Raw genomic sequence first — 26054 nt, 5'->3', positions numbered from 1 at the left:
CGGCGTCGGGATCGGGCTCCTCGGCGGCGGGCCGTGCGCCGGCGGCCGTCCGGTGCGGCTTCGGTGCGACTACCGGCGCCGGTGGCGCGGGCATACGGTGGAGTTCCGGCGCGGGACGGAACGCCGTGTGCCGGTTGCCTGCTTCTCGAGGGGAGCGCGGTGCCGTGTCCGAGACGGAGCTGAGGGCCGGCACGGTCGCGGTCGGCGGGGCCGTGGTGTGCACCTTCGCGGGTGACATCCACCTCGGCACCGAAGGTGAGCTCCGGAGCGTCCTGGCGGAGGCCCTCGGCCGGCTTCCGCAGGTGCTGGCGATCGACCTGAGCGGTGTGGAGCTGTTCACCTCCAGCGGTCTGAGCGAGCTGATCATCGTTCGCACGGAGGCAGCCGGGCGGGGAGTGCCCGTCGTCCTGGTGGCACCGAGCTCCGGCGTACGACGGGTCCTGGAGCTGACCGACGCGCTCGGGGTCTTCCCCGTGTACGCGACCGTCGAGGAGGCCGTCCGGCACCCGGGGAATCGGCTGCCTCCCGGCGGATAGGCCCCGGAACACCGGGTACACGCGTCGGCAAGAGCAGCTCACACTTGTCCGGGACGTCGGCATGTACCCCTCTCACGCCATCACGGCCGTCGACCGCCGCCGGCTGGCCTTCCCGCTCGGAGGCGGTTCGGGCTGCGTGAGCGAGGGCATCGTCTTCGCTCGCCGCAGTCTCGCCGGCTGGCACCTCGAGAGCGCCGTCGCCGGCACTGCGGCGGCCGACGCGGTGATGGTCGCGGCCGAGCTGCTGGCCAACGCCGTCGACCACGCCGGGGGACCGCTCGCCCTGGACCTCGGCCGACACGGCGGACACCTGCGGGTCGCCGTCACCGATCCGAGTTCCGCCCCGCCCCACCTGCACGAGCAGTACCGCCCCGATGCCGTGAACGGCCACGGCCTGGTCATCGTGGACCGGGTGGCCGAGGCCTGGGGCTGCACCTTCCACGACGGCGGCAAGACGGTCTGGGCCGACCTCGCCCTTCCCCCGGCGGGCGGACCCGACCCCGGCCGGGCGCGCCGGGCCGCGCTCGCCGACCCGGACCCGCTCTTCGACAACTGACGGCCGCCGGGCGGAGCCGTTGCGAGCCGACGAAGGCCGGCCGGCCGAGTACGGGCACGTCCTCGGGGCCACCGAGCACTGCCTCGGCTGCGGCGAGGCACGGGCGGGGCCGCGCGTTCCGCCTCCAGCCAGGCGGTGCGCGGCCCTGTCATGCATCTGGCCCCGTTGTGCGGCCGCAAACGCCCGCAGCCGGGTAGACGCGTGCGTGCCCGCGGCAACCGGTCGGCACCGGGCCGAGGTGAGGAGGATCCGTCATGAAGAGGCACCGGCAGACACCGCCCGAGACCCGCGGCGCAGCCGCGCAGCCGCGCCGGGAGGTGAAGCCGCAGGACGAAGCCGCCGGCGACCGTTCCTACGGCGACCGCGCGTCCGAAGCCGACCCCGACCCCGCCCCCGAAGGCCGGCGGACCCGCGACGACACCGCCCCGCACGAGCGCTACGACGCGACGGCCGAGGCCGCCGACAGGGCCCGCCGCACCCCCGGACAGCCGGAGGACCCGTCCGCACCCCCCGACCGCTGATCCCGCGCCGGAGCCTGCACCGGTCATTGCGGACGGACGGGAGCCAAGGACCTCCGGCCGCCCGCGTCCCGACCGTCCTCCGGGAGCCCCGCGTCGGGGTCGTCGATCCGGGGGCGGGCCCGGTCGACGACGAATACGCGGTCGGTCTCGGTCAGCCGGAGCAGCTGGCGCATCTGGCGGACGGGGGCGGCCAGGCGGAACGCGATCCCGGCCCCGAGCGCGGCTTCTCGGCCGCGCAGCAGCTCGTTGAGCCCCGCGGCGGCGCAGAATTCCAGCCCGCTGCAGTCCACCACCACGGCGGCCGCGGCAGGCTCGGCGGTCACCGCCTTGAGGATGGCCGCACGCAACCGGTCGGCGGTGTCCATGTCGGCATCGCCGGCGACTTCCACGACTCGCACACCATCCGGGCCGGTGCGGTGGGTGATGCGGAGCTCGGGTCGCACATCGGTCTCCTGCCGATAGGTTCGTCTGCCTCTGACATCCCTGCCTTGAAAGCCTGGACGGTTCCGCGCACCGGCCGCAGCCCCCGGAGCGAAGACCACGGCTTCCGGCAGGTCGTCCGACGAAATGGCCGCCCGTGTCGGCCCGTCCCGGCAGGCGTGCACGGCGCCGCCCGGCGTTCGTTTGCGGCACGGGCACCCCGGCGTAGCGTCGGTGGTGGTGACCGTGCGCGGGACCGGTGCTCCACCCGGGACCTCGCGGGCCGGAAGGACGTGATCACCATGCCCGAGGCGCCGACGCGCTGGCTGCTGACCTTCCCCGGGACACCGGGTGCACACGGCGAGCAGGACACGGTCGTCGTGGAGGTCCAGGCCGGCATCGGCCCCCACGGTCAGCCGGTCTATGCCGATGCCGGGGGCACGGTCCGCGTGGAGATCGCTGACAGCGGCGTCGTCCATCTGCTGGCCTGCGAGGGCCGGCCCGAACCGGACACACCCGTGCACGCCCAGCCGCTTCCCTGACCACGGGGCGCACGCGCTCTTGACGGCGAGCGGATGCGGGTCGAAACTCCGGCAGGAGGACCTCGAGCAGGGGCGGGAGAGCAGTGAGGCAGACCGGGCCGGTCACCGCGAGCGCGGCTCAAGCCGTGCGGCTGCTCCCGATGCTGACGTCCCGTCGCCACATCGACCTGCTGCGGGTGTGCAGCAGTCTGGGAGAAGCAGCTCGCCGCAGCGGCGGCCACGCGGCCTGACGGCCTTGCTCCGGATCAGGAGCCCCCTTTTCCTGCGGCCCCCGGCCGCCCCTTCACCCCCACCGGACACCCGGCACGCCGGTTCGCGAGCCGCGCAGCCTGGGAGACTCTCATGCCCGCCTCGTTCCCCTCCGTCGCCGTGCCCGCCTTCCGCGCCAGGATCGGGCGCGACGCCCGCAGCGGGTACGGCGCCGTGCCGCACCGCTACCGGCTCCACCTCGCCCTCTCCTGTCCGCACTGTCTGCAGATCGCCGTCACCCACAGCCTGCTCGGCCTCGAAGGAACGCTCCCGGTGACCTGGCTGCCGGCGCTGCCCGACGACGGCGACGGCGGATACCTGGCGCTGCGGCCGCTGTACGACTCCAGTGCGCACCGGCACCGCGGGCCGGCCGCGGCGCCCGTGCTCGGCGACGACTGGAGCGGACGGATCGTCAGCACCGACAGCGGCGAGATCCTCACCGACCTGGCCCGGTGGTTCGACCGGGACGGGACGGACCTCCGGCCGCAGGGGTCCGGCACCGCCGTCGAGGCCGTGCGGCAGCTGTGCGAGCGGAGCATCGACGTCCCGGCCCAGCGCGCAGGCCTGGCCGGTATCGACCCGGCCGCGCACGAGGCGGCCCTGCGGAGCCTGCTGGACGGGCTCGGCGCGCTGGAGCAGCGTCTCGCCACCGGGGAGTACCTGCTGGGCGAGGGGGTGACCCTGGCGGACGTGCGGGTATGGGCGAGTCTGGTGGAGCTGGACACCGTGCACCGGTGGCACCTGAACGCCGCCGCCGTGGACCGGATCGCCGACCACCCCCGGGTGTGGGCCTACGCCCGCAGGCTGGCCGCCCACCCCGCCTTCGGCCGCCATCTCGACCTGGACGGCATCGCCCGCCGTCACCACGCCCACTGTCGGGGCGAGGAGGCCGCGGGAGCGGCGATGCCGATCGTGGACTGGGCGGCGTCCGCGCGGGCGCAGGTCGGCGTGGCCGGCTGAACGGGCCCCGAGCACCGGCCGGCGTCCTCCGGGCCGACCGGTGCTCGGGCAGGTGCTAGCTCAGCGTCCGCAGCGCCGCGGCGTCGAACGGCTTCAGCTCCTCGTGCCGCCCCTGGAGGACCTTCACCGCCCAGTCCGGGTCCTGGAGCAGGGCGCGGCCGACGGCGACCATGTCGAACTCGTCGCGCTCCAGCCGGTCCAGCAGGTTGTCGATGCCCTGGACCGGGGAGCCCTCGCCGATGAAGCCGCGGATGAAGTCGCCGTCCAGGCCGACGGAGCCGACGGTGATGGTGGGCCTGCCGGTGAGCTTCTTGGTCCAGCCCGCGAGGTTCAGGTCCGAACCCTCGAACTCGGGGATCCAGTAGCGGCGGGTGGAGGCGTGGAAGGCGTCGACGCCGGCGGCGGCCAGCGGGGCCAGGATCGCGTCCAGCTCCTCCGGGGTCTCGGCGAGCCGTGCGTCGTACGCCTCCTGCTTCCACTGCGAGTAGCGGAAGATGATCGGGAAGCCGGCGGAGACGCGCTCGCGGACGGCGGCCACGATCTCGGCCGCGAACCGGGTGCGGGCCACCGGGTCGCCGCCGTAGCCGTCGGTGCGGCGGTTCGTCCCCGCCCAGAGGAACTGGTCGAGCAGGTAGCCGTGCGCGCCGTGCAGCTCGACGCCGTCGAAGCCGATGCGCTCGGCGTCCGCCGCGGCGTCCGCGAAGGCGCCGATGACGTCGTCCAGGTCGCTCCGGGTCATCGCCCGGCCGTCCTCGGTGCCGTCGATCCGGAGGCCGGAGGGGCCCACCGCGGGGGCGTCGGCGTACGGCGGCTCGCCCTGCTTGCGCACCATGCCGATGTGCCACAGCTGGGGCACGATGGTGCCGCCCGCCGCGTGGACGGCCTCGGCGACCTCCGCCCAGCCCGCGAGCTGCTCCTCGCCGTGGAACCGCGGCACACGGTCGCTCTGCCCCGCCGATTCGTGACCGACGTAGGTGCCCTCGGTGACGATCAGGCCCACGCCCGCGGCGGCGCGGCGGGCGTAGTACGAGCGCACGTCCTCGCCGGGGACGCCGCCCGGCGAGAACATCCGCGTCATCGGCGCCATGGCGATCCGGTTGGGCACGGTCAGGCCGTTCAGCGCGACGGGCCGGGACAGGAGTTCGGCCGCGCGGGAGGCGGACGGTGCGGTGGCGGTCATGAGTCCTCGCAGGCACTGGGCGACAGATGCATGTGCATTTACTTCGTCGTGTGCCAACCGCCCTGCCTGCCGGGACATTCCTCCCGTCGGCAGCGCCGCGCCGTGATCGTCGTCACACCGCTGCCGGTGGGGCGTCCGCGGGGCTTGCGGACGTGCGGGCCGCGGATCGGGGCAGGGTGCGGCAAGGGGCAGGGCGCGACAAGGGGGCGCGGGGCACTGCACAGTTCCCCGCGCCCCTGCGGGGCACTACGCGAAGGTGAACCAGTTGATGTTGACGAAGTCGGCGGGCTGGCCGCTGTTGAAGGTCAGGTAGACGTCGTGGGTGCCGGTGGTGCGGCTGATGTCGGCGGGGACGGTGCGCCAGGCCTGCCAGCCGCCGGTGTTGGCGACGGCGAAGCTGCCGACCGGGGTGGCCGTGGGGCTGCCGAGCCGGACCTGGACCAGGCCGCTGACCCCGGCGGCCGCGCCGGACGCGACGCGGGCGCTGAAGCGGGTGGCACCGCCGGTGCCGAAGGCGACGGACGAGAACTTGAGCCAGTCGCCGTTGGACAGCCAGCCGACGTCGGAGCCGCCGCCGGTGTCGGAACAGGCCTCGACCTGGGCTCCCGACTGGGCGTTGAACGACTCGGCCTGGATGGTGGCGAAGGCGCTGCCCGCGCCGCCCGTGGCGGTGGCGGTCGGCGTCGGGGTCGGCGTGCTGCCGCCACCGCCGGCCCCGCCTCCGACGGTGATGGTCCACCGGCCGGGACTGCCGGACTGCACCTTGCCCTCGAAGTCCACCCCGGCCGGGTGCACGTCGTCGTAGGGGAAGGCGTACCCGAGGTGGTCGGGGGTGGTGTTGTGCAGGATGCGGGCGTAGTGGTTGGTCCGCGGCCGGGTGTAGAAGGCGGCCGGGTTCTCGGCGGTCGGCTGGTTGGGGTTGTCCAGCAGCGTGGTGCGGTTGAAGGCGGCGGCGAGCCGTGCGCTGAGGTTGCCCATCTGGTCGTTGCCGGTGGTGAAGGGCGCGTCGCTGCAGGAGAAGATCGAGAGGGTCGACGGCTTGGCGAAGCTGCCGACCCCCGGGAAGGTGAGCGTGTCGCCGTTCACCCGGCCGGTGACGGTGCCCCAGGTGAACTGGGTGTCGATGCGCAGGTCGGTGGAGCGGTACTTGTTCCAGACCTCGTCGACGTAGCTGTCGAAGTAGCCGCGGAAGAGCGCGTTGTTGCCGCGGATCGCCAGGTTGGGGCTGAGCACGCGCAGGTCGGCGCCGTTCTTGCTGACGATCAGCTTGCTCCAGTCGCTGCCGTCGGCCGCGGACTGGGCCCGCAGCGCGGCGGCGACCCGCGACAGCCCGTCGGAGGGCAGCCCGCGCACCGTCTGGGTGCCCTGCCCGGTCTCCAGCTGGAAGGCGATCGGCAGCGAGACCATGTCGACGAACGTGATGTTGGCGTACAACTGGTCGTTGTTGAAGGTGAATTCGCAGAAGTCGTGGTGGACGTTCGCGTTGGGGTCGGAGGGGTTGCTCACCGACGGCAGGGCCAGGCCGCCGCCGCGGTTCATCAGGAAGGTGAGCTTCGCGCCGACGGAGAAGTAGATGCGGCCGCTGTCCAGGTGCGGCAGGGTCACCCTCCGCGCCCCGGCGCCGGACGCGTTGAGCGGGATGGCGCAGTCGACCCCGAGCGGGGTCTGGTCGTTGGCCGGGGACGGTGGGTGGTACAGGGTGGAGCCGTTGGCCTGGATGAAGGCCCAGTTGCCGCCGGCCGCGGGGTCGCGGCCCAGCACGTAGGCGTACACCGTGTTGTTGCCGGTGGTGTTGACCAGGTCCAGGGGGAGCGTGGCGGTGGTGGACGCGTCGGCGCCCACCTCGAGCCAGGTCGCAACGGCGGGCACGGCCAGGGCCAGGCCTGCGGTTGCGGTGAGGAGTTTTCTGCGGGACATCGTGCGCTGGTGGCGTGCCGTCATGGTGGGGGTCCGTTCTCCGCGAGGTCGGGTGGGGAGCGGTCGGGTGCAGGGAGGGAAGGGAAGGAACGGCGGGAGGGTTCTGCCGGCGGGGTGTGCCGGTCAGCCGACCGTCCACTTCTGGTTGGCGCCGCCGGTGCAGGTCCAGGTCTGCAGCCGGGTGCCGTCGGCCGAGGAATTGCCCTTGGCGTCCAGGCACTTGTTGGCGCCGGTGTTGGTGAGGTCGTGCGCGGCGGTGTACGCCCACTTCTGGGCGTTGGTGCCGTTGCAGGTGTAGAGCTGGACGACGGCGCCGTCCGCGGTGGAGCCGCCCGCCACGTCCAGGCACTTGCCGAGGGCGCGGACGGTGCCGTCGCCGCCGACGGTCCACTGCTGGGCGGCGTTGCCGGTGCAGTTGTGCAGCTGGACGGGGGTGCGGTCGGCGCTGGAGCCGCCGGCGACGTCGACGCACATGCCGCCGATGCCGCGGATCGGGCGCGCGGCGGGGGCGGGGGTGCTGCCGGAGCCGGAGGCACGGACGTAGTCGACGATCATCGTCTGCGGGAAGGCCGTGGAACCGTCCGGGCTGCCGGGCCAATCGCCGCCGACCGCCAGGTTCAGGATGGCGAAGAACGGGTGGTCGAAGACCCACTTGTTGCCGCCGGTGTCGGCGGGGGTGCGGGTCTCGTACGTGGTGCCGTCCACCGACCAGACGATGGAGTTGGGGCTCCAGTCGACGGCGAACACGTGGAAGTCGTCGGCGAACGCGCGGCCGCCGGGCAGGTTGTACGCGGCGCCGAGGCCGCCCGCTCCGGAGTAGCCGGGGCCGTGCACCGTGCCGTGCACGGTGTTGGGCTCGCGGCCGATGTTCTCCATGATGTCGATCTCGCCGCTGTTGGGCCAGCCGACGGTGCCGAGGTCGTTGCCGAGCATCCAGAAGGCGGGCCAGATGCCCTGGCCGCGGGGGATCTTGATGCGGGCTTCGAAGCGGCCGTACGCCTGGGTGAAGGTCTTGGCCGTGTTCAGCCGGGCCGAGGTGTACTGGCACTGCCCGTACCAGCAGCCGAGGCCGGCGTCGGTGTTCTTCCGCGCGGTGATGACCAGGTGGCCCTGGCCGTCGAGCGCGGCGTTCGAGGTGCTGTTGGTGTAGTACTGCAACTCGTGGTTGCCGAAGCCCGAACCACCGGTCTCCAGCGTCCACTTGGCAGGATCGGGAGCACGGCCGGCCGGGCCGTCGAACTCGTCGGACCAGGTCTGTGCGGCGACCGCGGCACCGGCCCGTGAGGCGACCGAGCCGGCGGAGGACATGAGCACCGCCGCGACCAGGGCGGTGGTGACGACGAGCACCAGTCCGCCGAAGGACCAGCGTCGTGCGCGATGAGCGGCAGCCATGGGCATGCACCCCTTGTCTGGGGGACGGGGAAGGGAGTGACCGGGCAGGGCGAACCATCGGGCTGTCATGTGAGAGCGCTCTCAGACATGACGCGGCGTCGCCCGTGGGCACTGAGTATTACGGAGGGGTAATCGCCATGGCAACGTCAGCCGTCGGTGCTTACCCGCCTCTGACCTGCGGTTTTCTCTCGCGGCCTGCAGCTTAACGCTCTCTTAAGGCTGACTTGATGTGCAGAGAGGGCTCTCAGGCGGTGCCCGGTGGGCCCGCTGACGTGCCGTCGGAGCAGGCCCCGACGGCTGTTCGTCGGCGGCCGTTCGTCGGCGGCCGGTTCCGGCGGCTCCCGGTGTGAAGCTCGGCCCGACTGCAGCCGCCCGTCGGCGCGGGAACAGCCCGAGCGGCGGTTCTGCCGCTATGCAGAGGGCATGCCCTTCACGCACCTGAGCGCTCCCCCGCCCGACGGCCGGCCGCAGCGCGGTACCCCTGCGCGCCGCGGACGCGTCCCGGCGCACCGTCCGGCACGCATCGGTGCGGCATGCCGGTGAGACGGCCCCGGCCGCGCCGGACGACCGCGGCGACGGACCGGGCGGGCGCACCGCCCGGGCTGCGCCGCCTCTCCGACTACGCCTGGCGGCTGCTGGTCGTGGCCGCGGCCGGGTACCTGGTGCTCGCGCTGCTGGGGCGGTACCACCTGATCACCCTGGCCGCCTTCCTCGCCCTGGTGATCACCTCGGTGATCCGGCCGGTGGTCGACCTGATGGCCCGTCTCGTCCCGCGGCCGCTCGCGGTGCTGGTCGGACTGCTCGGCGCGGTGCTGGTGCCGGCCGGGCTGCTGGCCCTGATCGGCGAGAACGTCGCCGACCAGGTGCCCAGACTGACCAGGGAGTTCCAGAGCGGTCTGGACGAGCTGGAGGACGCGGCGCAGGGCCCGCCCTTCCACATCGCCCGCTCGACCTTCGACGACCTCCAGCACAAGGTCGCCACCTACCTCTCCGAACACCGCTCCACACTGATCAGCACCGCGGTGAGCGGCGCCGGCCGGGTGGTGGAACTGGCGACCGGTGCGGCGCTGGCGGTGTTCATGTCGGTGTTCTTCCTGCACTCCGGGGACCGGATGTGGCGGTGGGCCGCGGAGCAGCTGCCGGCCGCGGCCGGCGACCGCATGTTCCGCGGCGGGCGCGTCGCCTGGCGGACCTTCGCCGGCTACACCCGCGGCATCTTCATCGTCGCCGCGACCAATGCCGTCCTGGTCGGCATCGCCCTGTTCTTCCTCGGGGTGCCGCTCGCCCTGCCGCTGACCGTCCTGGAGTTCTTCGCCTCCTTCGTCCCGCTGGTCGGCTCGCCGGTCGCGATGCTCGTCGCCTCGCTGGTGGCGCTGGCCGCCAAGGGGCCGGTCATCGCGATCGTCGTCCTGCTGCTGATCGTGGTGATCGGCCAGATCGAGGGCCACCTGCTGCACCCGATCGTGATGAGCTGGGCGGTCAGCCTGCACCCCGTGGTGGTCGCCGTCTCGGTCCTCGTGGGCAGCATCTCCGCCGGGGTCATCGGTGCCGTGGTCGCCGTCCCGATCGTCTCCGTGGTCTGGGCGGTCACCACCGAACTCCGGGGCCCGCGGCCGCAGAGCGGGCCCGGGCGCACGGGCAGCCCGTAGGGGCGCTCCAGGGACGTTGAGGTGCCCCCACGCGCCCCTGTGGCACATCTACGCGCAGGAGGGACACAGGCCGCGGTAGGTGACTTCGGCCTCGGCGACGGTGAAGCCGAACCGCTCCTCCAGCGGGAGGCGGGCCAGCGGGTCGCCGGTCGGGTGGACGTCGCGGATGGTGCCGCAGCCGGAGCACACCAGGTGCTGGTGCGGTTGGTGCGCATTGGGGTCGTACCGCTTGGCGCGGCCGTCGGTGGAGACCTCCTTGACCTCGCCGAGCGCGACCAGTTCGCCGAGGGTGTTGTAGACGGTGGCCCGGGAGATCTCGGGGAGCCGCTGTGCCGCGCGGGCGTGCACCTCGTCCGCGGTGAGGTGCACGTGGTCGCCGTCGAGGACCTCCGCCACGGCACGGCGCTGGGCCGTCATCCGCCAGCCGCGTCCGCGCAGCCGTTCCAGCAGGTCGCTCATATTGGCCCACCAATTCAGGCTCGGCGGGCGTCCGGCATTTCGGCAATGGCGATCCGGGCGCCCGCGGGATATGGCTCTGGTGTGATTCTTGACTTGGATTCCGTCCATCGTAGGATCGGACTCGACGACAGCCAAGGGACAGGAGGGGCCAGTACGGCGGGGGAGTGAGGAACAACGGGGCCGCGATCGTCCGATCGGCGGTTCCGGAGCCGCCCCCTGCCTTCTGCGACCTGCCCGTTCCGCCGCCGCAGTTCCCGAGGACCGTGATCCGCCTTTCAGGGAAGGATTCCCATGTCTGAGAACCACGATGCGATTGTCGTAGAGGCGAAGACGGAGGGCGGAGGTGGCTGCCCGGTCGACCACGGGCGCGCGCTGCATCCCACCCAGGGCGGCGGAAACCACCGGTGGTGGCCGGAACGGCTCAATCTGAAGATCCTCGCCAAGAATCCCGCCGTGGCGAATCCCTTCGGCGATTCGTTCGACTATGCCGAGGCATTCAACACGCTCGACCTCCCGGCCGTGAAGCGGGACATCGAAGAAGTGCTGACGACGTCGCAGGACTGGTGGCCGGCCGACTTCGGCCACTACGGCGCGTTCATCATCCGGATGGCCTGGCACAGCGCCGGCACGTACCGCATCAGCGACGGCCGCGGCGGCGCCGGGGCGGGCCAGCAGCGGTTCGCACCCCTCAACAGCTGGCCGGACAACGGGAACCTCGACAAGGCCCGCCGCCTGCTCTGGCCGGTCAAGAAGAAGTACGGCAGGAGCCTCTCCTGGGCCGACCTCATGATCCTCGCCGGCAACGTCGCCCTGGAGTCGATGGGCTTCGCGACCTTCGGCTTCGGCGGCGGGCGCGAGGACGTCTGGGAGCCAGACGAGGACGTGTACTGGGGCCCGGAGACCACCTGGCTCGGCGACGAGCGGTACACCGGCGACCGCGTCCTGGAGAATCCGCTCGGCGCGGTCCAGATGGGCCTCATCTACGTCAACCCCGAAGGCCCGAACGGCACTCCGGACCCGATCGCGGCGGCCCGCGACATCCGCGAGACCTTCCGCCGGATGGCGATGAACGACGAGGAGACGGTCGCCCTGATCGCCGGCGGCCACACCTTCGGCAAGACCCACGGCGCCGGCCCCGCGGAGAGCGTCGGCCCGGACCCGGAGGCCGCCCCGATCGAGGCGCAGGGCCTCGGCTGGGCGAGCACCTTCCGCACCGGCAAGGGCGGCGACGCGATCACCAGCGGCCTCGAGGGCATCTGGACGAACACGCCGACGACCTGGGACAACAGCTTCTTCGAGATCCTCTTCGGCTACGAGTGGGAGCTCTTCCGGAGCCCCGCCGGCGCCCACCAGTGGCGGCCGAAGGACGGCGCCGGGGCGGGCACCGTGCCCGACGCCCACGACCCGTCGAAGCGCCACGCCCCGACGATGCTGACGACCGACCTCTCGCTGCGCTTCGACCCGGTCTACGAGCCCATCTCACGGCGTTTCATGAACGACCCCAACGAGTTCGCGGACGCCTTCGCCCGGGCCTGGTACAAGCTGACCCACCGCGACATGGGCCCGATCACGCGCTACCTCGGCCCCGAGGTCCCGACCGAGGTGCTGCTCTGGCAGGACCCGGTCCCCCCGGTGACGCACGCGCTCGTCGACGCCGCCGACACCGCCGCGCTCAAGGCCGAGGTCCTCGCCTCGGGCCTCACCGTGCAGCAGCTGGTGTCCACCGCGTGGGCCTCGGCCTCGTCCTTCCGCGGCAGCGACAAGCGCGGCGGCGCCAACGGCGCACGCATCCGCCTGGAGCCGCAGCGCGGCTGGGAGGCCAACGACCCCGACCGGCTGGCGGGGGTGCTGAGCACCCTCGAGGGCATCCAGCGGTCCTTCAACGCCCGCGGCAACGGCAAGCAGATCTCGCTCGCCGACCTGATCGTCCTCGCCGGCGGCGCCGCCGTGGAGAAGGCCGCCGAGGACGCCGGACACGACGTCGAGGTCCCCTTCACGCCCGGCCGCACCGACGCCGCGCAGGAGCAGACCGACGTGGAGTCCTTCGCCGCCCTCGAACCGACCGCGGACGGCTTCCGCAACTACCTCGGGAAGGGCAATCGGCTGCCGGCCGAGTACCTGCTGCTCGACAAGGCGAACCTGCTCACGCTCAGCGCCCCGGAGATGACGGCCCTCCTCGGCGGCCTCCGCGTCCTGGACGCCAATTACCGGCAGTCGCCGCTCGGCGTCCTCACCGCGACCCCGGGGAAGCTGACCAACGACTTCTTCGTCAACCTGCTCGACCAGGGCACCACGTGGCAGGCGGTCGCCGGGGACGCCAACGCCTTCGAGGGCCGCGACGCCGTCACCGGCGCGCCGAAGTGGACGGCCAGCCGGGTCGACCTCGTCTTCGGGTCGAACTCCGAGCTGCGCGCGGTCGCCGAGGTCTACGCGAGCGACGACGCCGAGGAGAAGTTCGTGGCGGACTTCGTCGCGGCCTGGGTCAAGGTGATGAACCTGGACCGCTTCGACCTCTCCTGATCCGCACCTGATCCGCAGCGCCGGGGCCGGCCCCGGCGCTGCGGAAATCCGGGCGACAGGACGAGGGGCCGCTGTCTAGCATCGGGCCGCGCATGCCGTTCCGCTGTTGTTGATTGGCCCCTCCCGTGAAATCCCTCCTTCCCCGCCTGCTGCGCGACGAGCCGCAGTTCGCCCGCCTCTTCGCCGGGCAGTCGCTGTCCGTGCTGGGCGACCGCGTCACCTTCGTGGCCATGCCCTTCGCGGTGCTCTCGGTGGGCGGGTCCGCCTCCGACGTCGGGCTGGTGACCGCCGCCGCGCTCGCACCGCTGCTGCTGTTCACCCTGGCCGGCGGGGTGTGGGCCGACCGCCTGCCGCGCCACCGCATCATGCTGGTCTCCGACCTGGTGCGCTGCGCCGTGCAGGCCACGGCGGCCGCCCTGCTGATCACCGGTGCCGCCCGCGTCCCGCACCTGGCCCTGCTGATGGGCCTCTTCGGTACGGCGGAGGCGTTCTTCACGCCCGCCGCCACCGGTCTGCTGCCACTGGTCGTGCCGCGGGAACGGCTGCGCGAGGCCAATGCCCTGCAGGGCTTCGTCCAGTCCTCCGGGCTGCTGGTCGGCCCGGCAGTGGCCGCCCTGCTGGTCGCACTGCTGGGCCCGGGCGGTGCCCTGGCCTTCGACGCGGCGACCTTCGCGGTCGGCGCGCTCTCCCTGGCCGGGCTCAGGCCCCGCCGTGAGGAGGCGTCCGGCACCGGCGGCAGCACCTTCCTGGCCGAGCTCAGGGCCGGCTGGGCGGAGGTCCGCACCCGGGCCTGGGTGTGGTCCGGCCTGGCCGCGGCCGCGGTCTACCACGTGGTCGTCCTCCCGGCGGTCTTCGTGCTGGGCCCCGTCCTCGCCGAAAGCGAATGGGGCGGCGCGGCGGGCTGGTCGCTGGTGGTGGCGGCCTTCGGCATCGGCTCGGTCGTGGGCAACATCTGCGCCTACCGTCTGAAGTCGCAGCGTCCGATGGCCGTGGCGGCCCCCGCACTCGCGGTGGCCTCCTGCCAGGCGGCGATCATCGGCTCGGGCGGATCGCTCGCCCTGGTCGCGGCCCTCGAGGCCGTCACCGGGGTGGGGGTGGCCCTGTTCTTCGTCCTGTGGGAGACCGCCCTGCAGACGCACGTGCCCGGCGCCGCCCTGTCCCGGGTCAGCTCCTTCGACAGCCTGCTGTCCGCCGGGCTGATGCCGCTCGGCCTCGCCGTGGCCGGGCCGGTGTCCGCCTCGCTGGGCGTGCACTCGACCCTCTGGGCGATGACGGCCGTGGCCGTCCCGACGGCACTCGCCCTGCTGTGCGTCCCTGCCGTCCGGCGCCTTCCCGCGGTGGCCGGCGCAGCCTGAGGGCTTGCGTCAAACGCACTCGGGTACCTCTTGCGGGGTGCCCGAGTGCCCTTGAAGCCAACCTCGAACAGCCCGGTCGGCGCCGACAACAGGCTGGACGGGTGCACCGTCAGCAGCGGCCTCCTCGATGTTCCGGATCCGATCGGCGATGGACGGGCCGGTGACCACCTCCACCTGGACGCTGCACGGCCACCTGGACGGCCGGACGCCGGCCTGCGCACTGCCGAGCGACAGCGGCTCCGACCCCCGGTCCGTCCCGGCCGACGGCACGGGCACCCCCGACTGCTTGCCGAGGCCGCCCTGGCCCCGGCGGCCATCGGTTGAGGGCAGCTACAAGGGGCGGAGGGCGGACCGGGACGGGGCTGGCCCTCCGCCGCAGGGCAGCCCGTCGTCGCCCCACTCCCAGTAGAGGCCGTAGACGCCGGGCTCGGCGTCGGGGAGCACGGCGCAGGCGTGGCCCGCCGGTGAGATCCGCAGCTCCTCGACGGCCTGCGGCGGTGCATCGTGGCAGGGCCGGAAGGCGACCTGGCAGCTCGCGGGCAGCATCCGGCTGTCGAAGCGTGCCCGCAGCACCAGGTTCTTGCCCGGGAACCGCACCATCCGCTGGTACTGCGTGGCGACCTCTGCCGAGGGGCAGGCGTAGCTGAACTCGACGACCGCCGACTGCCCCGGCTGCAGCGGCAGGTCGAAGAGCAACTCGGTGGCCGTGAAGCCGTGTTCGCGGTCGGTCCGGCGCCGGCCCGCGCGGCAGCCCACCAGGTTGAAGACGCCGACGTCCGAGTCCTCCGGCACCTCGGGCTCCGCCCGGGTCAGCAGGATCAGCCGGTCCGCGCCGGAGGCCAGCGCGCGGACGATCTGCAGGACGTCGATCCGCCGCTCCTCCCGCCGGGGCCCGATGTGGACGTCGACCCGGGTGTGCAGGCTCTCCACCCGGCCGTTGGTCCGCGGGTCGAAGTCGGCGAGCACGCCCGCCACCGCCGGATCGCCGAAGGTGCTGACGTGGTCGAGCGAGCCCGGCACGTGGTCGATCCAGCGGCCGCGCGGCCGGCGCGGCCCGAGCAGGACGATCAGCGAACCCGGCCGCAGCCCCAGTACCGCCTCCAACGCCCTGACGGCGGTCAGCGATTCGGGCCGCTCGGGTCTGCTGCGGCCGCGCTGCCAGTAGCTCAGACTGGAGACGCTGACCCGCAGGCCGCGCCGGGTGAGTCTGCGCTGGATGCCTTCGAGGCTCAACCCGCTCTCCCGGATCGCCGTCCGCAGCGCGAGCTCGAACGGTCCCGAACGGAGGACCTGGGCGAGCTCCGCGGACGGCGCGGGACGGAGCGTGCTGGGTGATGGACGGCTCAGGGCGCACACCTGCCTCCCACCGGGACCGCCGAGGGTCGCGGTCGTTGCGATTGCGAGGAATCTACCTGCGGAGCATGCGGCGAGCCAGGGAGGAAGGCGCCCCGAATGGGGCGCTTGTGTGGGGAATCATGTGAAGTCTGGAGTTTTGGTGGTGAGTTGAGGATGCAGGCGTGGGGTTGGTGACGGTGTCCGGGCGGTCCGGATGCGCCAAGGCCTGTTACTCCGAGTTACCCTGACGGACCGTCGGCCACTTCAGTTCGATCTCCAACTCGACCTCTCCCTCGCCCACTTCCACTTCGAGCTCGGCCTTGAGCTCGTCCGGGACGCGCAGGCTGAGCACACCGGGGCCGAGCTCCAACTCGGCCTCTCCGCCGTGGCGCAGGGCGGCCGCCAGGGCCTCCAGCTGCGCTGCGGCCTCGACGCGCGAAAGCGAGCGCTTCTCTTCGAACTTGAGGTCCTTCACTGCTGCCTCCGGTCGGTCGGTGCGAAGGTCGCGGACGTGTCCCCGTCGAGCGGGACGCCGTTGCTGCGCAGCACGTCGCGGACGTCCAGGATCAACGGGAACACCTCGTTGTTCCGGTCCGCGCCCTGCTCGTCCCATGCGCGCTGCTCGGCCTCGACCGCCATCCGGTCCTGGGCGAACACCCGCTCGGTGAAGCGCCGGATGAACGGCCACGCCAGCTGGATCGCCCCGGGGACCGGCGGTTTGGCGATCATCAGCAGGCCGTAGGCGTGGTTGGTGCGCTGCTCCGCGTCCTCCGGCACGTAGGCGGCCCAGAGGGAGAAGGCCGGCAGGTCGGCACCCTCGGGGACGTCCTGCAGCGTCTGGTACGGGTACTCGGTGCGGATGGTGACGACGTCGGGCCTCTGCTTGCCGCCGAGCCCCTCCGCGGACAGCAGGCCCGCACCGCGGTCCTTCCGGCCCCCGGCCGGCACGAACAGGTACCGGGCCTCCACGAACCGCGGACCGCTCTCGTACCCCAGCAGCTCCGGCTGGATCCTGCCCAGCACCCCGCGGTGCAGGAACTGGTGGTTCATGTCCAGCAGGTTCTCGTGCATGAACGAGTAGTGGCAGCGCACGGTGCGGGAGAAGGTCATCGTCCGGTGCGAGGGCGAGGCGTACTGCGGCAGCACCGGGAACGGCGCGGACTCGGCCTTCTCCGGGTCGCCGGGGAAGACGAACACCAGCCCGTAGGCCTCGCGGACCGGGTACGAGGCCACCCCGCGCGGCGGCCGCTCGCAGCCCTTCGGCAGGTAGGGGATCTGCGAGATGCGGCCGTTTCCGCGGTAGGCCCAGGCGTGGTAGCAGCAGCGCAGCACCTCGCCCTCGACGACACCCATGCTCAGCGGCACCTGGCGGTGCGCGCACCGGTCCTCCAGGGCGTACACCCGGCCGCTCCGGCCGCGGTACAGCACGATCCGCTCACCGGCGAACACGGCGGCGAACGTGCGCTGCTTCGCCACCCGGCGCGACACGGCCACGGGGTACCAGAAGTCCGGGTTGATCCCGATGCGGCGGAGGTCGGCGGCGGCGTGGCGGCGATCGCCGTCCGGCCGGACGGGGAACTCCGGCCGGCCGTCGGCGGTACGCCGGTCCACTCCGGGTCGGGCCTCGGTCATGGGGATGCTCCCTTGCATTCGGGCCTGGAGGGCGCAACCGCGGAGGCGTCGGGCGTCCGAGGTGCACACGCGTCCGGGGGATAGGACGCCGCGGTCCGGCGCTCTGCACCGGTCCGGTCCGGCGGCTGCGAACCGTCGGCCGCAGCAGGACTCCACCTCCCCACGGTGGACGGCCGCGCACCGAACGGCAACCGCGGGCTGTTCCGCCAGGAGCGCGGGGCCCGTCAGGAGCGTTCGACGGCCGCCTTGATGCGCTCGCCGAAGGCGGGTGCGTCCTTGCGGGCGGCGTGCAGGGCGGGGCCGAGGAGCAGTTTGCCGATGCCGTGGCCCTCGAGTTCGTTGAAGATCCGTACCCGGGTCCGGCCGTCCGGCAGCGGTTCGAGGTCGTAGCCGCCCTCGGCGGTGATGAGGTTCTTGCTCTGCTCGCTCCACCGCACCGTGCGGGGTGCCTCCAGCCGGGTGATCCGGAACTCCCGGGAGGTCTTCAGGCCGGCATCCTTCACGGTGCTGCGGAAGACCGTGCCGACGGTGGTCGGACCCTCCGGGGTCTTGGTGATCTGCTGGACCCGGGGGCTGAATTCGGCGTCGTTGCGGCCGTCCGCCAGGTAGGCGAAGACCTGCTCCACCGGGCGGTCGATCTCGACGCTCGCCTCGAACTGTCCCGACATGTCCGCTCCTCGCCGTGCGTGGGGGCGTTGCACGGCCAGGATTCCAGAGGTCTCCCGGCCGTGCCTCCCGCTCGTCGGCGCGTGCTCAGCCGATGGCGGACGCGTAGGCCTTCGCCTGCTCGGGCGTCAGCAGGTGGGACACCCGGACGACGACGACCCCCGAGCGGTAGACGTAGTCGGGTCGTGCGCTGCTGCCCGCGGCCTGACCGCTGCCGGGGCCCTGCACCCACGCCTCGGCGTCCTCCGGGGTGGCGAAGACCTCGACCGTGCCGCCGTACGAGACGGCGTCGCGCCGGTGCCCGACGGCGTCCTCCTTGGCCAGCGGGCTGTTCGAGACCCGGGTGTCGTCGAACGCCGTCTTGGAGACGTACTGGTGGGGCTGGCCGAGGCGGCCGTCCGGATCGGTGGTGCCGTCGTAGGTGACCGTCAGCTTCACCGGCAGGCCGGTGGCGAGGAGTTGCTTGGTGACGGCGGTCGCGTCACCGACCGTCCTGGTCGGGCTGTCCGGTGCGGATCCGGCCGACGCCGTGGAACCGGCACTGCCGCAGGCGGTGGCCGCGGCGAGGACGGCGGTGCAGATGAGGGTGGTGGTGCGTCGCTGCATGGGCTCCCCAGGGACGGGTGTGGTGAGGCGCCGACGACCGTATCGCCGCGGCACGCCCCCGCACCGCGGCGTTGCTGAGCTGTGATCCCGAACGACGGGAGATCAACATTCTTCGCAGACAGCCGGGTTGCGGGACGCAGCCGACCGGGAGTGTTCAAAAAGGGCGCTCGGATGGTCCGTTCAGGGGCGCGGGGACTGCGCAGTCCGGGTGTGGGCGTAGCGACTGCACGGGCCGAGCCGTGGACCGTACGGTGACCGCATCCGAATTGCGCAGTTCCGCCCCCGGCCTTCGGCCGGGAGGTGCCCCCAGCGCCCCTTGCGGGGCACTCATGACCTTTGGAGCTGACCGGGGCCGGCCGGTGGGTGTGCGGTTATGCGGTGGCGGCGGCCCGGGTGCGGCGGTAGAGGATCACGCCGGACACTGCGGCCGACGCCAGGGAGGCGCCCACCAGGCCGAGCAGTGCGGCGGAGGAGCCGGAGTCGGACGCGAGCGCGACCGGGGCGGTCGCGAGGGTCGCAGGTGCGGCGGCCGTGCCGTGGTCGTGGTACGCCACGGTGGACTTGGCGGCGTCGGCGGTGAGCTGCTGCTCGGTGGGGTTGCCGGGGGCCGCCGCGGCGGTGCCGCCGAAGTCGACGTCCGAGCAGCCGTAGAAGGCCTCCGGACTGTCGGTGCGCTGCCAGACCATGTAGACCAGCTGGCGGCCGGTCCGGTTGGGCAGGGTGCCGGTGAAGTTGTAGTAGCCGTTGGTCGACGTCCGGCCGGTGGCGTACTGGGCGACCGGGTGGGCGAGGTCGAGGTCGGACCACTTGAGCGGCTGGGTCGGGTTGTAGCCGCTGTTGGTGATGTAGAGCGTCATGACGCCCTGGTGCGGGGCGGTGACACGGAAGTTGAAGGTGTTGGTGCCCGCCGTGACGGCGGTGGCCGGCCAGTCGGTGCGGGCCATGTCGAGCGCCTTGTACTTGTCGCGGTTGGCCGAGCACAGCTTGCCGTCCGGGATGATCTGCTGGCTCTGCCCGTTGGCGTTCGCGATGTTGACCTCGTTCCAGTCGTACAGCGGCTGGGTGCCGCTCATCGCGACGAGGTCCTTGCAGACCTGCGACTTGGGGGTCTCCGGCCCCTCGGCGTAGCAGGCGGCGATGCGGCTGGTGGGGCCGAACATGGCGCCGTGGGCACCGGCGGTGCCGGCGGCCGCGACCAGCGCGCCGGCGGTCAGCGCGCCGGTGGCGAGCAGTCTGCGAGTCCAGGACATGGTTCTCCTCTTGCGAAGCGGGCCGGTTGTGGGGGAGAGGTGCCAGCCCGGGGAGCCTTCGGGCGCGGCGGCACGGACCCGACGCGCCGTCAGCCGCTGGGAGCCTACGATTGGCCTATACCAATTGGCAAGAGGTGTGCGCTCGAAGGAACTTGAGGGGGCACCCGCCGGGGTGCCCCCTCAAGGACGTCGGCCCTGCAGGTCAGCTGCCGATGTAGGCCGCGAGGTGTTCGCCGGTGAGGGTGGAGCGGGCGGCGACGAGATCGGCGGGGGTGCCCTCGAAGACGACCCGGCCGCCGTCGTGGCCCGCGCCGGGCCCGAGGTCGACGATCCAGTCGGCGTGCGCCATCACCGCCTGGTGGTGCTCGATGACGATGACGGACTTGCCGGAGTCCACGATCCGGTCGAGCAGGCCGAGCAGGTTCTCCACGTCGGCGAGGTGGAGGCCGGTGGTCGGCTCGTCGAGGACGTAGACCCCGCCCTTCTCGGTAAGGTGGGTGGCCAGCTTGAGCCGCTGCCGCTCGCCGCCGGAGAGCGTGGTGAGCGGCTGCCCGAGGGTGAGGTAGCCGAGCCCGACGTCGGCGAGCCGCCCGAGGATGCGGTGCGCGGCCGGCGTGTGCGCCTCGCCGCCGCCGAAGAACTCCGCGGCCTCGGTCACCGGCATCGCCAGCACCTCGCTGATGTCGCGGCCGCCGAGGCGGTACTCCAGCACCGACGCCTGGAACCGCTTGCCCTCGCACTCCTCGCAGGTGGTGGAGACGCCGGCCATCATCCCCAGGTCGGTGTAGACGACGCCGGCGCCGTTGCACGTGGGGCACGCACCCTCGGAGTTGGCGCTGAACAGCGCCGGCTTCACCCCGTTGGCCTTCGCGAACGCCTTGCGGATCGGGTCGAGCAGCCCGCTGTACGTCGCCGGGTTGCTCCGCCGCGAGCCGCGGATCGGGGCCTGGTCGATCGAGACCACACCCTCGCCGGCCGCCCCCGACCGGTGCGGCAGCGACCCGTGCACCAGCGAGCTCTTGCCGGACCCGGCGACACCGGTGATGACGGTCAGCACCCCGAGCGGGATGTCGACGTCGACGTCGCGCAGGTTGTTCGCCGTCGCGCCGCGGATCTCCAGGGCACCGGTGGACGTGCGCACCGACCCCTTGAGGGAGGCCCGGTCGTCGAGATGGCGGCCGGTGACGGTGCCGCCGGCCCGCAGCCCCTCGACGGTGCCCTCGAAGCAGACGGCGCCGCCCGCCGAACCGGCGCCGGGGCCGAGGTCGACGACGTGGTCGGCGATCGCGATCATCTCGGGCTTGTGCTCCACGACGAGCACCGTGTTGCCCTTGTCCCGCAGCCGCAGCAGCAGCTCGTTCATCCGCTGGATGTCGTGCGGGTGCAGCCCGATCGTCGGCTCGTCGAAGACGTAGGTGACATCGGTGAGCGAGGAGCCGAGGTGGCGGATCATCCTGACGCGCTGCGCCTCGCCGCCCGACAGCGTGCCCGCCGGCCGGTCGAGCGCGAGGTAGCCGAGGCCGATCTCCGTGAACGAGTCGAGCGTGTGCTGCAGTGCGGCGAGCAGCGGCGCCACCGACGGCTCGGTGACACCGCGGACCCACTCGGCGAGGTCGCTGATCTGCATCGCGCAGGCGTCGGCGATGCTGACCCCGTCGATCTTCGACGACCGGGCCCCTTCGTTCAGCCGGGTGCCGTCGCACTCGGGACACGTGGTGAAGGTGACCGCCCGGTCCACGAACTCCCGGATGTGCGGCTGCATGCCCTCCCGGTCCTTGGCGAGCATCGACTTCTGGATCCGCGGGACGAGCCCCTCGTACGTCATGTTGATGCCCGCGATCTTCATCCTCGTCGGCTCGCGGTACAGGAAGTCGTGTAGCTCCCTCTCGGTGAACGTGCGGATCGGCTTGTCCGCGTCGAAGAAGCCGGACTCGCTGTAGAGCCGGGAGTTCCAGCCGCCCCCCGTGTAGCCGGGGACGGTGATCGCGCCCTCGGAGAGCGACTTGGAGTCGTCGTAGAGCTGGGCGAGGTCGATGTCGGAGACCGCGCCGCGGCCTTCGCAGCGCGGACACATGCCGCCGGTGATGCTGAAGCTGCGCCGCTCCTTCACGGTCTGCCCGCCGCGCTCCACGGTGACCGCGCCCGCTCCGCTGATCGAGGCGACGTTGAAGGAGTACGCCTTGGGCGAGCCGATGTGCGGCTTGCCGAGCCGGCTGAACAGGATGCGCAGCATCGCGTTGGCATCGGTGGCGGTGCCGACCGTCGAGCGCGGGTCGGCGCCCATCCGCTGCTGGTCGACGGTGATCACCGTGGTCAGACCCTCGAGGACGTCGACCTCGGGCCGGGACAGCGTCGGCATGAAGCCCTGGACGAAGGCGCTGTACGTCTCGTTGATCAACCGCTGCGACTCGGCGGCGATCGTGTTGAACACCAGGGAACTCTTGCCCGAGCCGGAGACACCGGTGAACACCGTCAGCCGGCGCTTCGGGATCTCGATGCTGACGTCCTTGAGGTTGTTCTCGCGCGCGCCGTGCACGCGGATCAGATCGTGGCTGTCGGCAACATGGCTCGCGGCCTTGCTCATCGTGTCTCCATCCGTGACGCGGAGCCGCCTCTGCGGTCCCCGCCGGGGTCGCCCGCCTTGATCCAACCAGTTCCGGGCCGGGCGGCCGGGTGTTTTTCCGCGGCGGACGCTCAGCTCGTCCCGTTGAAGCGGATCATGTTGCCCGCCGGGTCGCGGAAGGCGCAGTCGCGCACGCCGTACGGCTGCTCGGTCGGCTTCTGGACGACCTCGGCGCCGCCGGCCTCCAGCCGGGCGAACAGGCCGTCGAGGTCGGGGGTGGCCAGGGTGATCCGCGCATAGGTGCCCTTGGCCATCATCTCGGTGATCGTCCGCCGCTCGTCCTCGGTGACGCCGGGGTCGGCGGCCGGCGGCTCCAGGACGACGGACGTGCCGGGCTGTCCGGCGGGGCCGACCGTGATCCAGCGCATGTCGCCGTAGCCGACGTCGTTGCGGACCTCGAAGCCGAGGAGGTCGCGGTAGAAGGCCAGCGAGGCCTCGGGGTCGGTGTGCGGAAGGAAGGTCCAGTGAATGGTGATGTCCATGTCCGTCACACTAGGTCGGCCCCGGCGACCGGGGCTTCTCCGATCCTGACCGGTCCGGCGGGCCTGCGCACGGGCCGCCCGCCGCGGACGCTGTGGGAAACTGGGCGGGTGAAACGGCAGGACCTCGACGACCTCGTCCGGCTGCGGCGGGCCCGCGACCGGATGGACCGCGACTACGCCGAACCGCTCGACGTCCCCGCACTGGCACGCGGCGCCCTGATGTCACCGGGCCACTTCTCCCGCAGCTTCCGCGCCGCCTTCGGCGAGACGCCCTACAGCTACCTGATGACCCGCCGCATCGAGCGGGCCAAGGCGCTGCTGCGGCGCGGCGACCTCACGGTGACCGAGGTCTGCTTCGCGGTCGGCTGCACGTCGCTGGGGTCCTTCAGCTCGCGCTTCACCGAGCTGGTCGGCGAGAGCCCCAGCGCCTACCGCGCCCGCAGCCACGACCACGGCGCCGCCATCCCGGCGTGCATCGCCAAGATCCACACCAGGCCGGTCAGGAACGGAGAAGCACGCCCCGCCGCGCGGCCGTAGCGTGAACGGCATGGACATCATGCTTTCGCAGTGCTTCATCGCCGTCGACGACCACGACAGGGCGATCGCCTTCTACCGCGACGTGCTCGGCCTCGAGGTGCGCAACGACGTCGGCTTCGAGGGGATGCGCTGGGTGACCGTCGGCGCGCCCTCCCAGCCGGAGGTGAACATCGTCCTGGAACCGCCGCTCGCCGACCCCAACGCCTCCGCGGCCGACCGGCAGGCCATGGCGGAGCTGATGGCCAAGGGCATGCTGCGGGGCGTCATCTTCGGCACCGACGACTGCGACGCCACCTTCGAGCGGATCAGCGCCGCGGGCGGCGAGGTGCTCCAGGAGCCGATGGACCAGCCGTACGGCGTCCGCGACTGCGCCTTCCGCGACCCGTCGGGAAACATGCTCCGATTCACCCAGGCCCTCGGGAAGTGAGGAACGCGGGTGGGCACCCCATGAGGGGGCCACCCGCATTCGGTCAGACGAGGCTTGCGCCCCAGGTCCGGGCGCGGTCGAGTTCGCCGGCCCGCAGGGGGCCCTCGGAGTCCTCGATGATGAAGCCCTCGGGTTCCACCATCACGTCGTAGTGGTGGTGCGAGAGCCGCTTGGCGATTCCGTCGGCCGCACCGCCGCTCATCTTCATGTCCGCCCGGGTGTCGAAGGCCGCAGCGTGCGTGCCGGTCGTGGTCTCGGGCAGTGCACGGAGCCAGGTCCGCAGGCCGGGGCTGTCCGCTCCGCCCGGGGCCTCGACGTCCGTCCCGTGCTTCTCCGCCGCGCTCCGCGCGAGCTTGCGGCTGAGGCCGGACGACATCCCGTGCATGTGCGTGGGACCGCCGACCACCAGCAGGTCCGCCCCGCGGGTCACGTCGGCGCCCGCGTCGGCCACCGGGAGGCAGCTGACCTCGGCGTCGGGTGCGGCCCGGTGGACGCCCTCCGCGATCGCCTCGGCGACCAGTCGGGTGTTGCCGTACATGCTCTCGTAGACGATCACCGCCTGCATGGCAGATCCCACCTCTCCTCGCATCGGCCCGACGGACCCTGCGGGCCTTCGCAGCGGGAGGCCGGGGTCCGTTGCCTCCATCCTCCGGCGGCCGCCGGGGAGACGGGAGGGCCGATCGGACCTGATGCCCAGGGCCGCCGGGGCACGCCGTCCGGGGACGCACTCACCGAGCGCGCCCCCGGACGGCCCGTCAGCGCCGGAAGCGGCCGGTCAGGGCGGTCCACCAGCTGCGCCGTTGACGGGGAACGACCGCGGTCGGGGCGGCGGGTTCCGGAGCCGGCGGCGCCGCGGACGGCTGTGCGGGCGGTACCGGCGCAGCCGTCGAGGGGGGCGCGGCCGCGGTGGTGGCATGGGGCTCGGCCTCGGCCTGCCCCTTGGCCGTCCTCGGCGAGAACTGCACCGGGAGTTCGACCAGGTGACGGGAGATCCAGGCGGAGGTCCAGGCCAGTTCGGCCTCGGGGACGGCGAGCCGGAGGTCCGGCAGGCGGGTCAGCAGGATGTCGATGCCGGTCTCCGCGATGGCCCGGCCGATGTCCTGGCCGGGGCACTCGTGCGGGCCGCTGCCGAAGGCGAGGTGGGAGCGGTTGCCGAAGAGCGGCTTCGCCAGGTCTGGGCGGACGGCCGGGTCGACGTTGCCGGCCGCCAGGCCGAGCAGCAGCATGTCGCCGCCCTTGATCCGCTGCCCGCCGAGCTCGGTGTCGCCGGTCGCCCACCGGCCTGCGACGAGCAGCATCGGCGGGGAGTCCCAGAGCACCTGGTCGAGGGCGTCCGGCAGGGTCATCTGGCCGCCGGACAGGTGGGCGCGGAACCGCCGGTCGGTGAGGACCATCTTCAGGGTGTCCGCGATCAGGTTGACGGTCGTCTCGTTCGCCGCGAGCAGCACCACCCGCAGGTGCTCCAGGACCTCGTCGTCGGTGAGCCCGGCCTCGTGCTCCATCAGCCACGTCACCAGGTCGGCGCCGGGGGCCACCCGCTTGCGCTCCATCATCCGGCGCAGCGTCTCCACGACGTACTCGTTGCTGGCGACGGCCGTCTCGGTGCCCTTCATGAGGTCGCGGGCGGCCTCGACCAGCCGCGGGCCGTACTCCTCGGGCATGCCGACCAGTTGGGTCATCACCAGCATCGGCAGGTGCTCGGCGAACTGGGCCACCAGGTCGGCCCGGCCGGCCGGCCCGAACTCCTCGATCAACTGGTCGGCGAAGCGGGTGACGTAGCGGCGGATGCCGCGGCTGTCGAAGCGGTTCAGGCCGTCGGTGACCGCACCGCGCAGGCGCCGGTGCTCCTCGCCGTCCGCGAACACGCACAGCGGCTGCCACGCGACCACCGGCATCAGCGGGGACTCCGGTGTCACCAGGCCGTTCTGGAACGCCGACCAGCGGCGGGAGTCCCGGGAGAACCGGGACGGGGTGCGCATGGCGGCGAGGTTCGCGGAGTGGCCGAGCACCAGCCACGCCGGGACGTCGCCGTGCAGCAGTACCGGCGCCACCTCGCCGTGCTCGGCGCGCAGCTTCTCGTACAGGCCGGCCGGGTCGGCCTCGGCCTCGGGCCCGTAGAGCCGTCTGGGGCCGCCGGCGCCGGACGCGTGGGCGGGGCAGCCGGGCGGCGGGGTCGGGGCGGTGTCGTCGGGGAACGGACTGGTCACGATGGCTCCGGGGTCCTCGCGGGGCGGGCAGGG

General features: G+C 72.6%; 26 protein-coding genes. 11 read left to right on the top strand and 15 right to left on the bottom strand.

Translation table 11 applies throughout. The features are described from left to right. Window positions 1–164: 164 nt before the first annotated feature. The 3 genes from AB0M03_RS03685 (at window position 165) to AB0M03_RS03675 (ending at window position 1613) form a co-directional block, all read left to right on the top strand. Complete coding sequence (locus AB0M03_RS03685; protein ID WP_363487989.1) at window positions 165–536, top strand: STAS domain-containing protein; 372 nt, start codon at window positions 165–167, stop codon at window positions 534–536. 61 nt (window positions 537–597) lie between these two features. Further along, window positions 598–1092: an ATP-binding protein gene (locus tag AB0M03_RS03680; RefSeq protein ID WP_363487987.1), complete on the top strand. Its 495-nt coding sequence runs from the start codon at window positions 598–600 to the stop codon at window positions 1090–1092. A gap of 254 nt (window positions 1093–1346) precedes the next feature. Further along, window positions 1347–1613: a hypothetical protein gene (locus tag AB0M03_RS03675; RefSeq protein WP_363487985.1), complete on the top strand. Its 267-nt coding sequence runs from the start codon at window positions 1347–1349 to the stop codon at window positions 1611–1613. A 23-nt stretch (window positions 1614–1636) separates the two neighbouring features. Here the strand turns inward: AB0M03_RS03675 and AB0M03_RS03670 are convergent, their stop codons facing one another. Beyond that, window positions 1637–2056 carry an STAS domain-containing protein gene (locus tag AB0M03_RS03670; protein WP_363487983.1) on the bottom strand — a complete coding sequence of 140 codons (420 nt, stop codon included), beginning with the start codon at window positions 2054–2056 and terminating at the stop codon, window positions 1637–1639. Window positions 2057–2335: 279 nt separating this feature from the next. On the opposite strand from AB0M03_RS03670, the gene AB0M03_RS03665 reads away from it, so the two are divergent. From AB0M03_RS03665 to AB0M03_RS03655, 3 genes are all read left to right on the top strand, one after another. Then, window positions 2336–2575, top strand: a complete 240-nt coding sequence (locus AB0M03_RS03665; protein WP_363487981.1) for a DUF6296 family protein — start codon at window positions 2336–2338, stop codon at window positions 2573–2575. A gap of 83 nt (window positions 2576–2658) precedes the next feature. Beyond that, window positions 2659–2805: a putative leader peptide gene (locus tag AB0M03_RS03660; protein WP_363487979.1), complete on the top strand. Its 147-nt coding sequence runs from the start codon at window positions 2659–2661 to the stop codon at window positions 2803–2805. Between the two features lie 112 nt (window positions 2806–2917). After that, the gene (locus tag AB0M03_RS03655; RefSeq protein ID WP_363487977.1) at window positions 2918–3784 is read left to right on the top strand and encodes a glutathione S-transferase C-terminal domain-containing protein; all 867 of its coding nucleotides are present in this window, start codon (window positions 2918–2920) and stop codon (window positions 3782–3784) included. Window positions 3785–3839: 55 nt separating this feature from the next. Here AB0M03_RS03655 and AB0M03_RS03650 read toward each other — a convergent pair whose 3' ends face one another. The 3 genes from AB0M03_RS03650 to AB0M03_RS03640 all read right to left on the bottom strand — a co-directional run bounded on the left by AB0M03_RS03650 (window position 3840) and on the right by AB0M03_RS03640 (window position 8273). Beyond that, window positions 3840–4964 carry an NADH:flavin oxidoreductase gene (locus AB0M03_RS03650; RefSeq protein WP_363487975.1) on the bottom strand — a complete coding sequence of 375 codons (1125 nt, stop codon included), beginning with the start codon at window positions 4962–4964 and terminating at the stop codon, window positions 3840–3842. A gap of 246 nt (window positions 4965–5210) precedes the next feature. Beyond that, complete coding sequence (locus tag AB0M03_RS03645) at window positions 5211–6905, bottom strand: beta-1,3-glucanase family protein (RefSeq protein ID WP_363487973.1); 1695 nt, start codon at window positions 6903–6905, stop codon at window positions 5211–5213. 99 nt (window positions 6906–7004) lie between these two features. Then, entirely contained in the window at window positions 7005–8273 is a 1269-nt protein-coding gene (locus AB0M03_RS03640; protein ID WP_363487971.1) for a family 16 glycosylhydrolase, read from the bottom strand. 533 nt (window positions 8274–8806) lie between these two features. On the opposite strand from AB0M03_RS03640, the gene AB0M03_RS03635 reads away from it, so the two are divergent. Then, window positions 8807–9922, top strand: a complete 1116-nt coding sequence (locus AB0M03_RS03635) for an AI-2E family transporter (protein WP_363487969.1) — start codon at window positions 8807–8809, stop codon at window positions 9920–9922. 48 nt (window positions 9923–9970) lie between these two features. On the opposite strand, the gene AB0M03_RS03630 is transcribed toward AB0M03_RS03635, so the two are convergent. Next, a complete protein-coding gene (locus tag AB0M03_RS03630) occupies window positions 9971–10381 on the bottom strand; it encodes a transcriptional repressor (RefSeq protein WP_363487967.1) in 411 nt (136 codons plus the stop codon). Between the two features lie 291 nt (window positions 10382–10672). Here AB0M03_RS03630 and katG point away from each other — a divergent pair, with 291 nt between their 5' ends. Both katG and AB0M03_RS03620 read left to right on the top strand, forming a co-directional pair. Continuing rightward, entirely contained in the window at window positions 10673–12901 is a 2229-nt protein-coding gene (gene katG, locus AB0M03_RS03625; RefSeq protein ID WP_363487965.1) for a catalase/peroxidase HPI, read from the top strand. 125 nt (window positions 12902–13026) lie between these two features. Beyond that, on the top strand, window positions 13027–14256 hold the full coding sequence (locus tag AB0M03_RS03620) for an MFS transporter (protein ID WP_363487962.1): 1230 nt from the start codon (window positions 13027–13029) through the stop codon (window positions 14254–14256). Between the two features lie 330 nt (window positions 14257–14586). Here the strand turns inward: AB0M03_RS03620 and AB0M03_RS03615 are convergent, their stop codons facing one another. From AB0M03_RS03615 to AB0M03_RS03580, 8 genes are all read right to left on the bottom strand, one after another. Next, the gene (locus AB0M03_RS03615) at window positions 14587–15489 is read right to left on the bottom strand and encodes a hypothetical protein (RefSeq protein ID WP_363487960.1); all 903 of its coding nucleotides are present in this window, start codon (window positions 15487–15489) and stop codon (window positions 14587–14589) included. Window positions 15490–15820: 331 nt separating this feature from the next. After that, complete coding sequence (locus AB0M03_RS03610; RefSeq protein ID WP_363487958.1) at window positions 15821–16066, bottom strand: amphi-Trp domain-containing protein; 246 nt, start codon at window positions 16064–16066, stop codon at window positions 15821–15823. Then, a complete protein-coding gene (locus tag AB0M03_RS03605) occupies window positions 16063–17223 on the bottom strand; it encodes an aromatic ring-hydroxylating dioxygenase subunit alpha (RefSeq protein ID WP_363487956.1) in 1161 nt (386 codons plus the stop codon). The genes AB0M03_RS03610 and AB0M03_RS03605 overlap by 4 nt, the downstream gene beginning before the upstream one ends. A 224-nt stretch (window positions 17224–17447) precedes the next feature. After that, entirely contained in the window at window positions 17448–17891 is a 444-nt protein-coding gene (locus AB0M03_RS03600) for an SRPBCC family protein (protein ID WP_363487954.1), read from the bottom strand. An 85-nt stretch (window positions 17892–17976) separates the two neighbouring features. After that, a complete protein-coding gene (locus tag AB0M03_RS03595) occupies window positions 17977–18495 on the bottom strand; it encodes a hypothetical protein (RefSeq protein ID WP_363487952.1) in 519 nt (172 codons plus the stop codon). A gap of 371 nt (window positions 18496–18866) precedes the next feature. Next, window positions 18867–19745, bottom strand: coding sequence for a lytic polysaccharide monooxygenase (locus tag AB0M03_RS03590; RefSeq protein WP_363487950.1), 879 nt, complete (start codon window positions 19743–19745; stop codon window positions 18867–18869). A 202-nt stretch (window positions 19746–19947) separates the two neighbouring features. Then, window positions 19948–22329, bottom strand: coding sequence for an excinuclease ABC subunit UvrA (locus AB0M03_RS03585; RefSeq protein WP_363487948.1), 2382 nt, complete (start codon window positions 22327–22329; stop codon window positions 19948–19950). A 110-nt stretch (window positions 22330–22439) separates the two neighbouring features. Next, window positions 22440–22850, bottom strand: a complete 411-nt coding sequence (locus AB0M03_RS03580) for a VOC family protein (protein WP_363487946.1) — start codon at window positions 22848–22850, stop codon at window positions 22440–22442. Window positions 22851–22958: 108 nt separating this feature from the next. Here AB0M03_RS03580 and AB0M03_RS03575 point away from each other — a divergent pair, with 108 nt between their 5' ends. Both AB0M03_RS03575 and AB0M03_RS03570 read left to right on the top strand, forming a co-directional pair. After that, complete coding sequence (locus AB0M03_RS03575; RefSeq protein WP_363487944.1) at window positions 22959–23387, top strand: helix-turn-helix transcriptional regulator; 429 nt, start codon at window positions 22959–22961, stop codon at window positions 23385–23387. Window positions 23388–23397: 10 nt separating this feature from the next. Continuing rightward, window positions 23398–23814, top strand: a complete 417-nt coding sequence (locus AB0M03_RS03570; RefSeq protein WP_363487942.1) for a VOC family protein — start codon at window positions 23398–23400, stop codon at window positions 23812–23814. A 43-nt stretch (window positions 23815–23857) separates the two neighbouring features. Here the strand turns inward: AB0M03_RS03570 and AB0M03_RS03565 are convergent, their stop codons facing one another. Together AB0M03_RS03565 and AB0M03_RS03560 are read right to left on the bottom strand one after the other, a co-directional pair. Then, window positions 23858–24391, bottom strand: a complete 534-nt coding sequence (locus tag AB0M03_RS03565) for a flavodoxin domain-containing protein (RefSeq protein ID WP_363487940.1) — start codon at window positions 24389–24391, stop codon at window positions 23858–23860. A gap of 178 nt (window positions 24392–24569) precedes the next feature. Continuing rightward, the gene (locus AB0M03_RS03560) at window positions 24570–26021 is read right to left on the bottom strand and encodes a cytochrome P450 (protein ID WP_363487938.1); all 1452 of its coding nucleotides are present in this window, start codon (window positions 26019–26021) and stop codon (window positions 24570–24572) included. Window positions 26022–26054: the final 33 nt, after the last annotated feature.

The organism is Kitasatospora sp. NPDC051914, assembly GCF_040680995.1.
Taxonomy (GTDB): Bacteria; Actinomycetota; Actinomycetes; order Streptomycetales; family Streptomycetaceae; genus Kitasatospora.
The sequence above is the reverse complement of the archived record's forward strand: the minus strand, read 5'-3'. Positions and strand labels throughout refer to the sequence as shown.

Bases quoted from the DNA above. Each gene is read 5' to 3' on its own strand.
- AB0M03_RS03680 (WP_363487987.1), top strand. From the start codon at position 598: ATGTACCCCTCTCACGCCATCACGGCCGTCGACCGCCGCCGGCTGGCC.
- AB0M03_RS03675 (WP_363487985.1), top strand. From the start codon at position 1,347: ATGAAGAGGCACCGGCAGACACCGCCCGAGACCCGCGGCGCAGCCGCG.
- AB0M03_RS03665 (WP_363487981.1), top strand. From the start codon at position 2,336: ATGCCCGAGGCGCCGACGCGCTGGCTGCTGACCTTCCCCGGGACACCG.
- AB0M03_RS03655 (WP_363487977.1), top strand. From the start codon at position 2,918: ATGCCCGCCTCGTTCCCCTCCGTCGCCGTGCCCGCCTTCCGCGCCAGG.
- AB0M03_RS03650 (WP_363487975.1), bottom strand. From the start codon at position 4,964: ATGACCGCCACCGCACCGTCCGCCTCCCGCGCGGCCGAACTCCTGTCC.
- AB0M03_RS03645 (WP_363487973.1), bottom strand. From the start codon at position 6,905: ATGACGGCACGCCACCAGCGCACGATGTCCCGCAGAAAACTCCTCACC.
- AB0M03_RS03640 (WP_363487971.1), bottom strand. From the start codon at position 8,273: ATGGCTGCCGCTCATCGCGCACGACGCTGGTCCTTCGGCGGACTGGTG.
- AB0M03_RS03635 (WP_363487969.1), top strand. From the start codon at position 8,807: ATGCCGGTGAGACGGCCCCGGCCGCGCCGGACGACCGCGGCGACGGAC.
- AB0M03_RS03630 (WP_363487967.1), bottom strand. From the start codon at position 10,381: ATGAGCGACCTGCTGGAACGGCTGCGCGGACGCGGCTGGCGGATGACG.
- katG (WP_363487965.1), top strand. From the start codon at position 10,673: ATGTCTGAGAACCACGATGCGATTGTCGTAGAGGCGAAGACGGAGGGC.
- AB0M03_RS03605 (WP_363487956.1), bottom strand. From the start codon at position 17,223: ATGACCGAGGCCCGACCCGGAGTGGACCGGCGTACCGCCGACGGCCGG.
- AB0M03_RS03600 (WP_363487954.1), bottom strand. From the start codon at position 17,891: ATGTCGGGACAGTTCGAGGCGAGCGTCGAGATCGACCGCCCGGTGGAG.
- AB0M03_RS03595 (WP_363487952.1), bottom strand. From the start codon at position 18,495: ATGCAGCGACGCACCACCACCCTCATCTGCACCGCCGTCCTCGCCGCG.
- AB0M03_RS03590 (WP_363487950.1), bottom strand. From the start codon at position 19,745: ATGTCCTGGACTCGCAGACTGCTCGCCACCGGCGCGCTGACCGCCGGC.
- AB0M03_RS03585 (WP_363487948.1), bottom strand. From the start codon at position 22,329: ATGAGCAAGGCCGCGAGCCATGTTGCCGACAGCCACGATCTGATCCGC.
- AB0M03_RS03580 (WP_363487946.1), bottom strand. From the start codon at position 22,850: ATGGACATCACCATTCACTGGACCTTCCTTCCGCACACCGACCCCGAG.
- AB0M03_RS03570 (WP_363487942.1), top strand. From the start codon at position 23,398: ATGGACATCATGCTTTCGCAGTGCTTCATCGCCGTCGACGACCACGAC.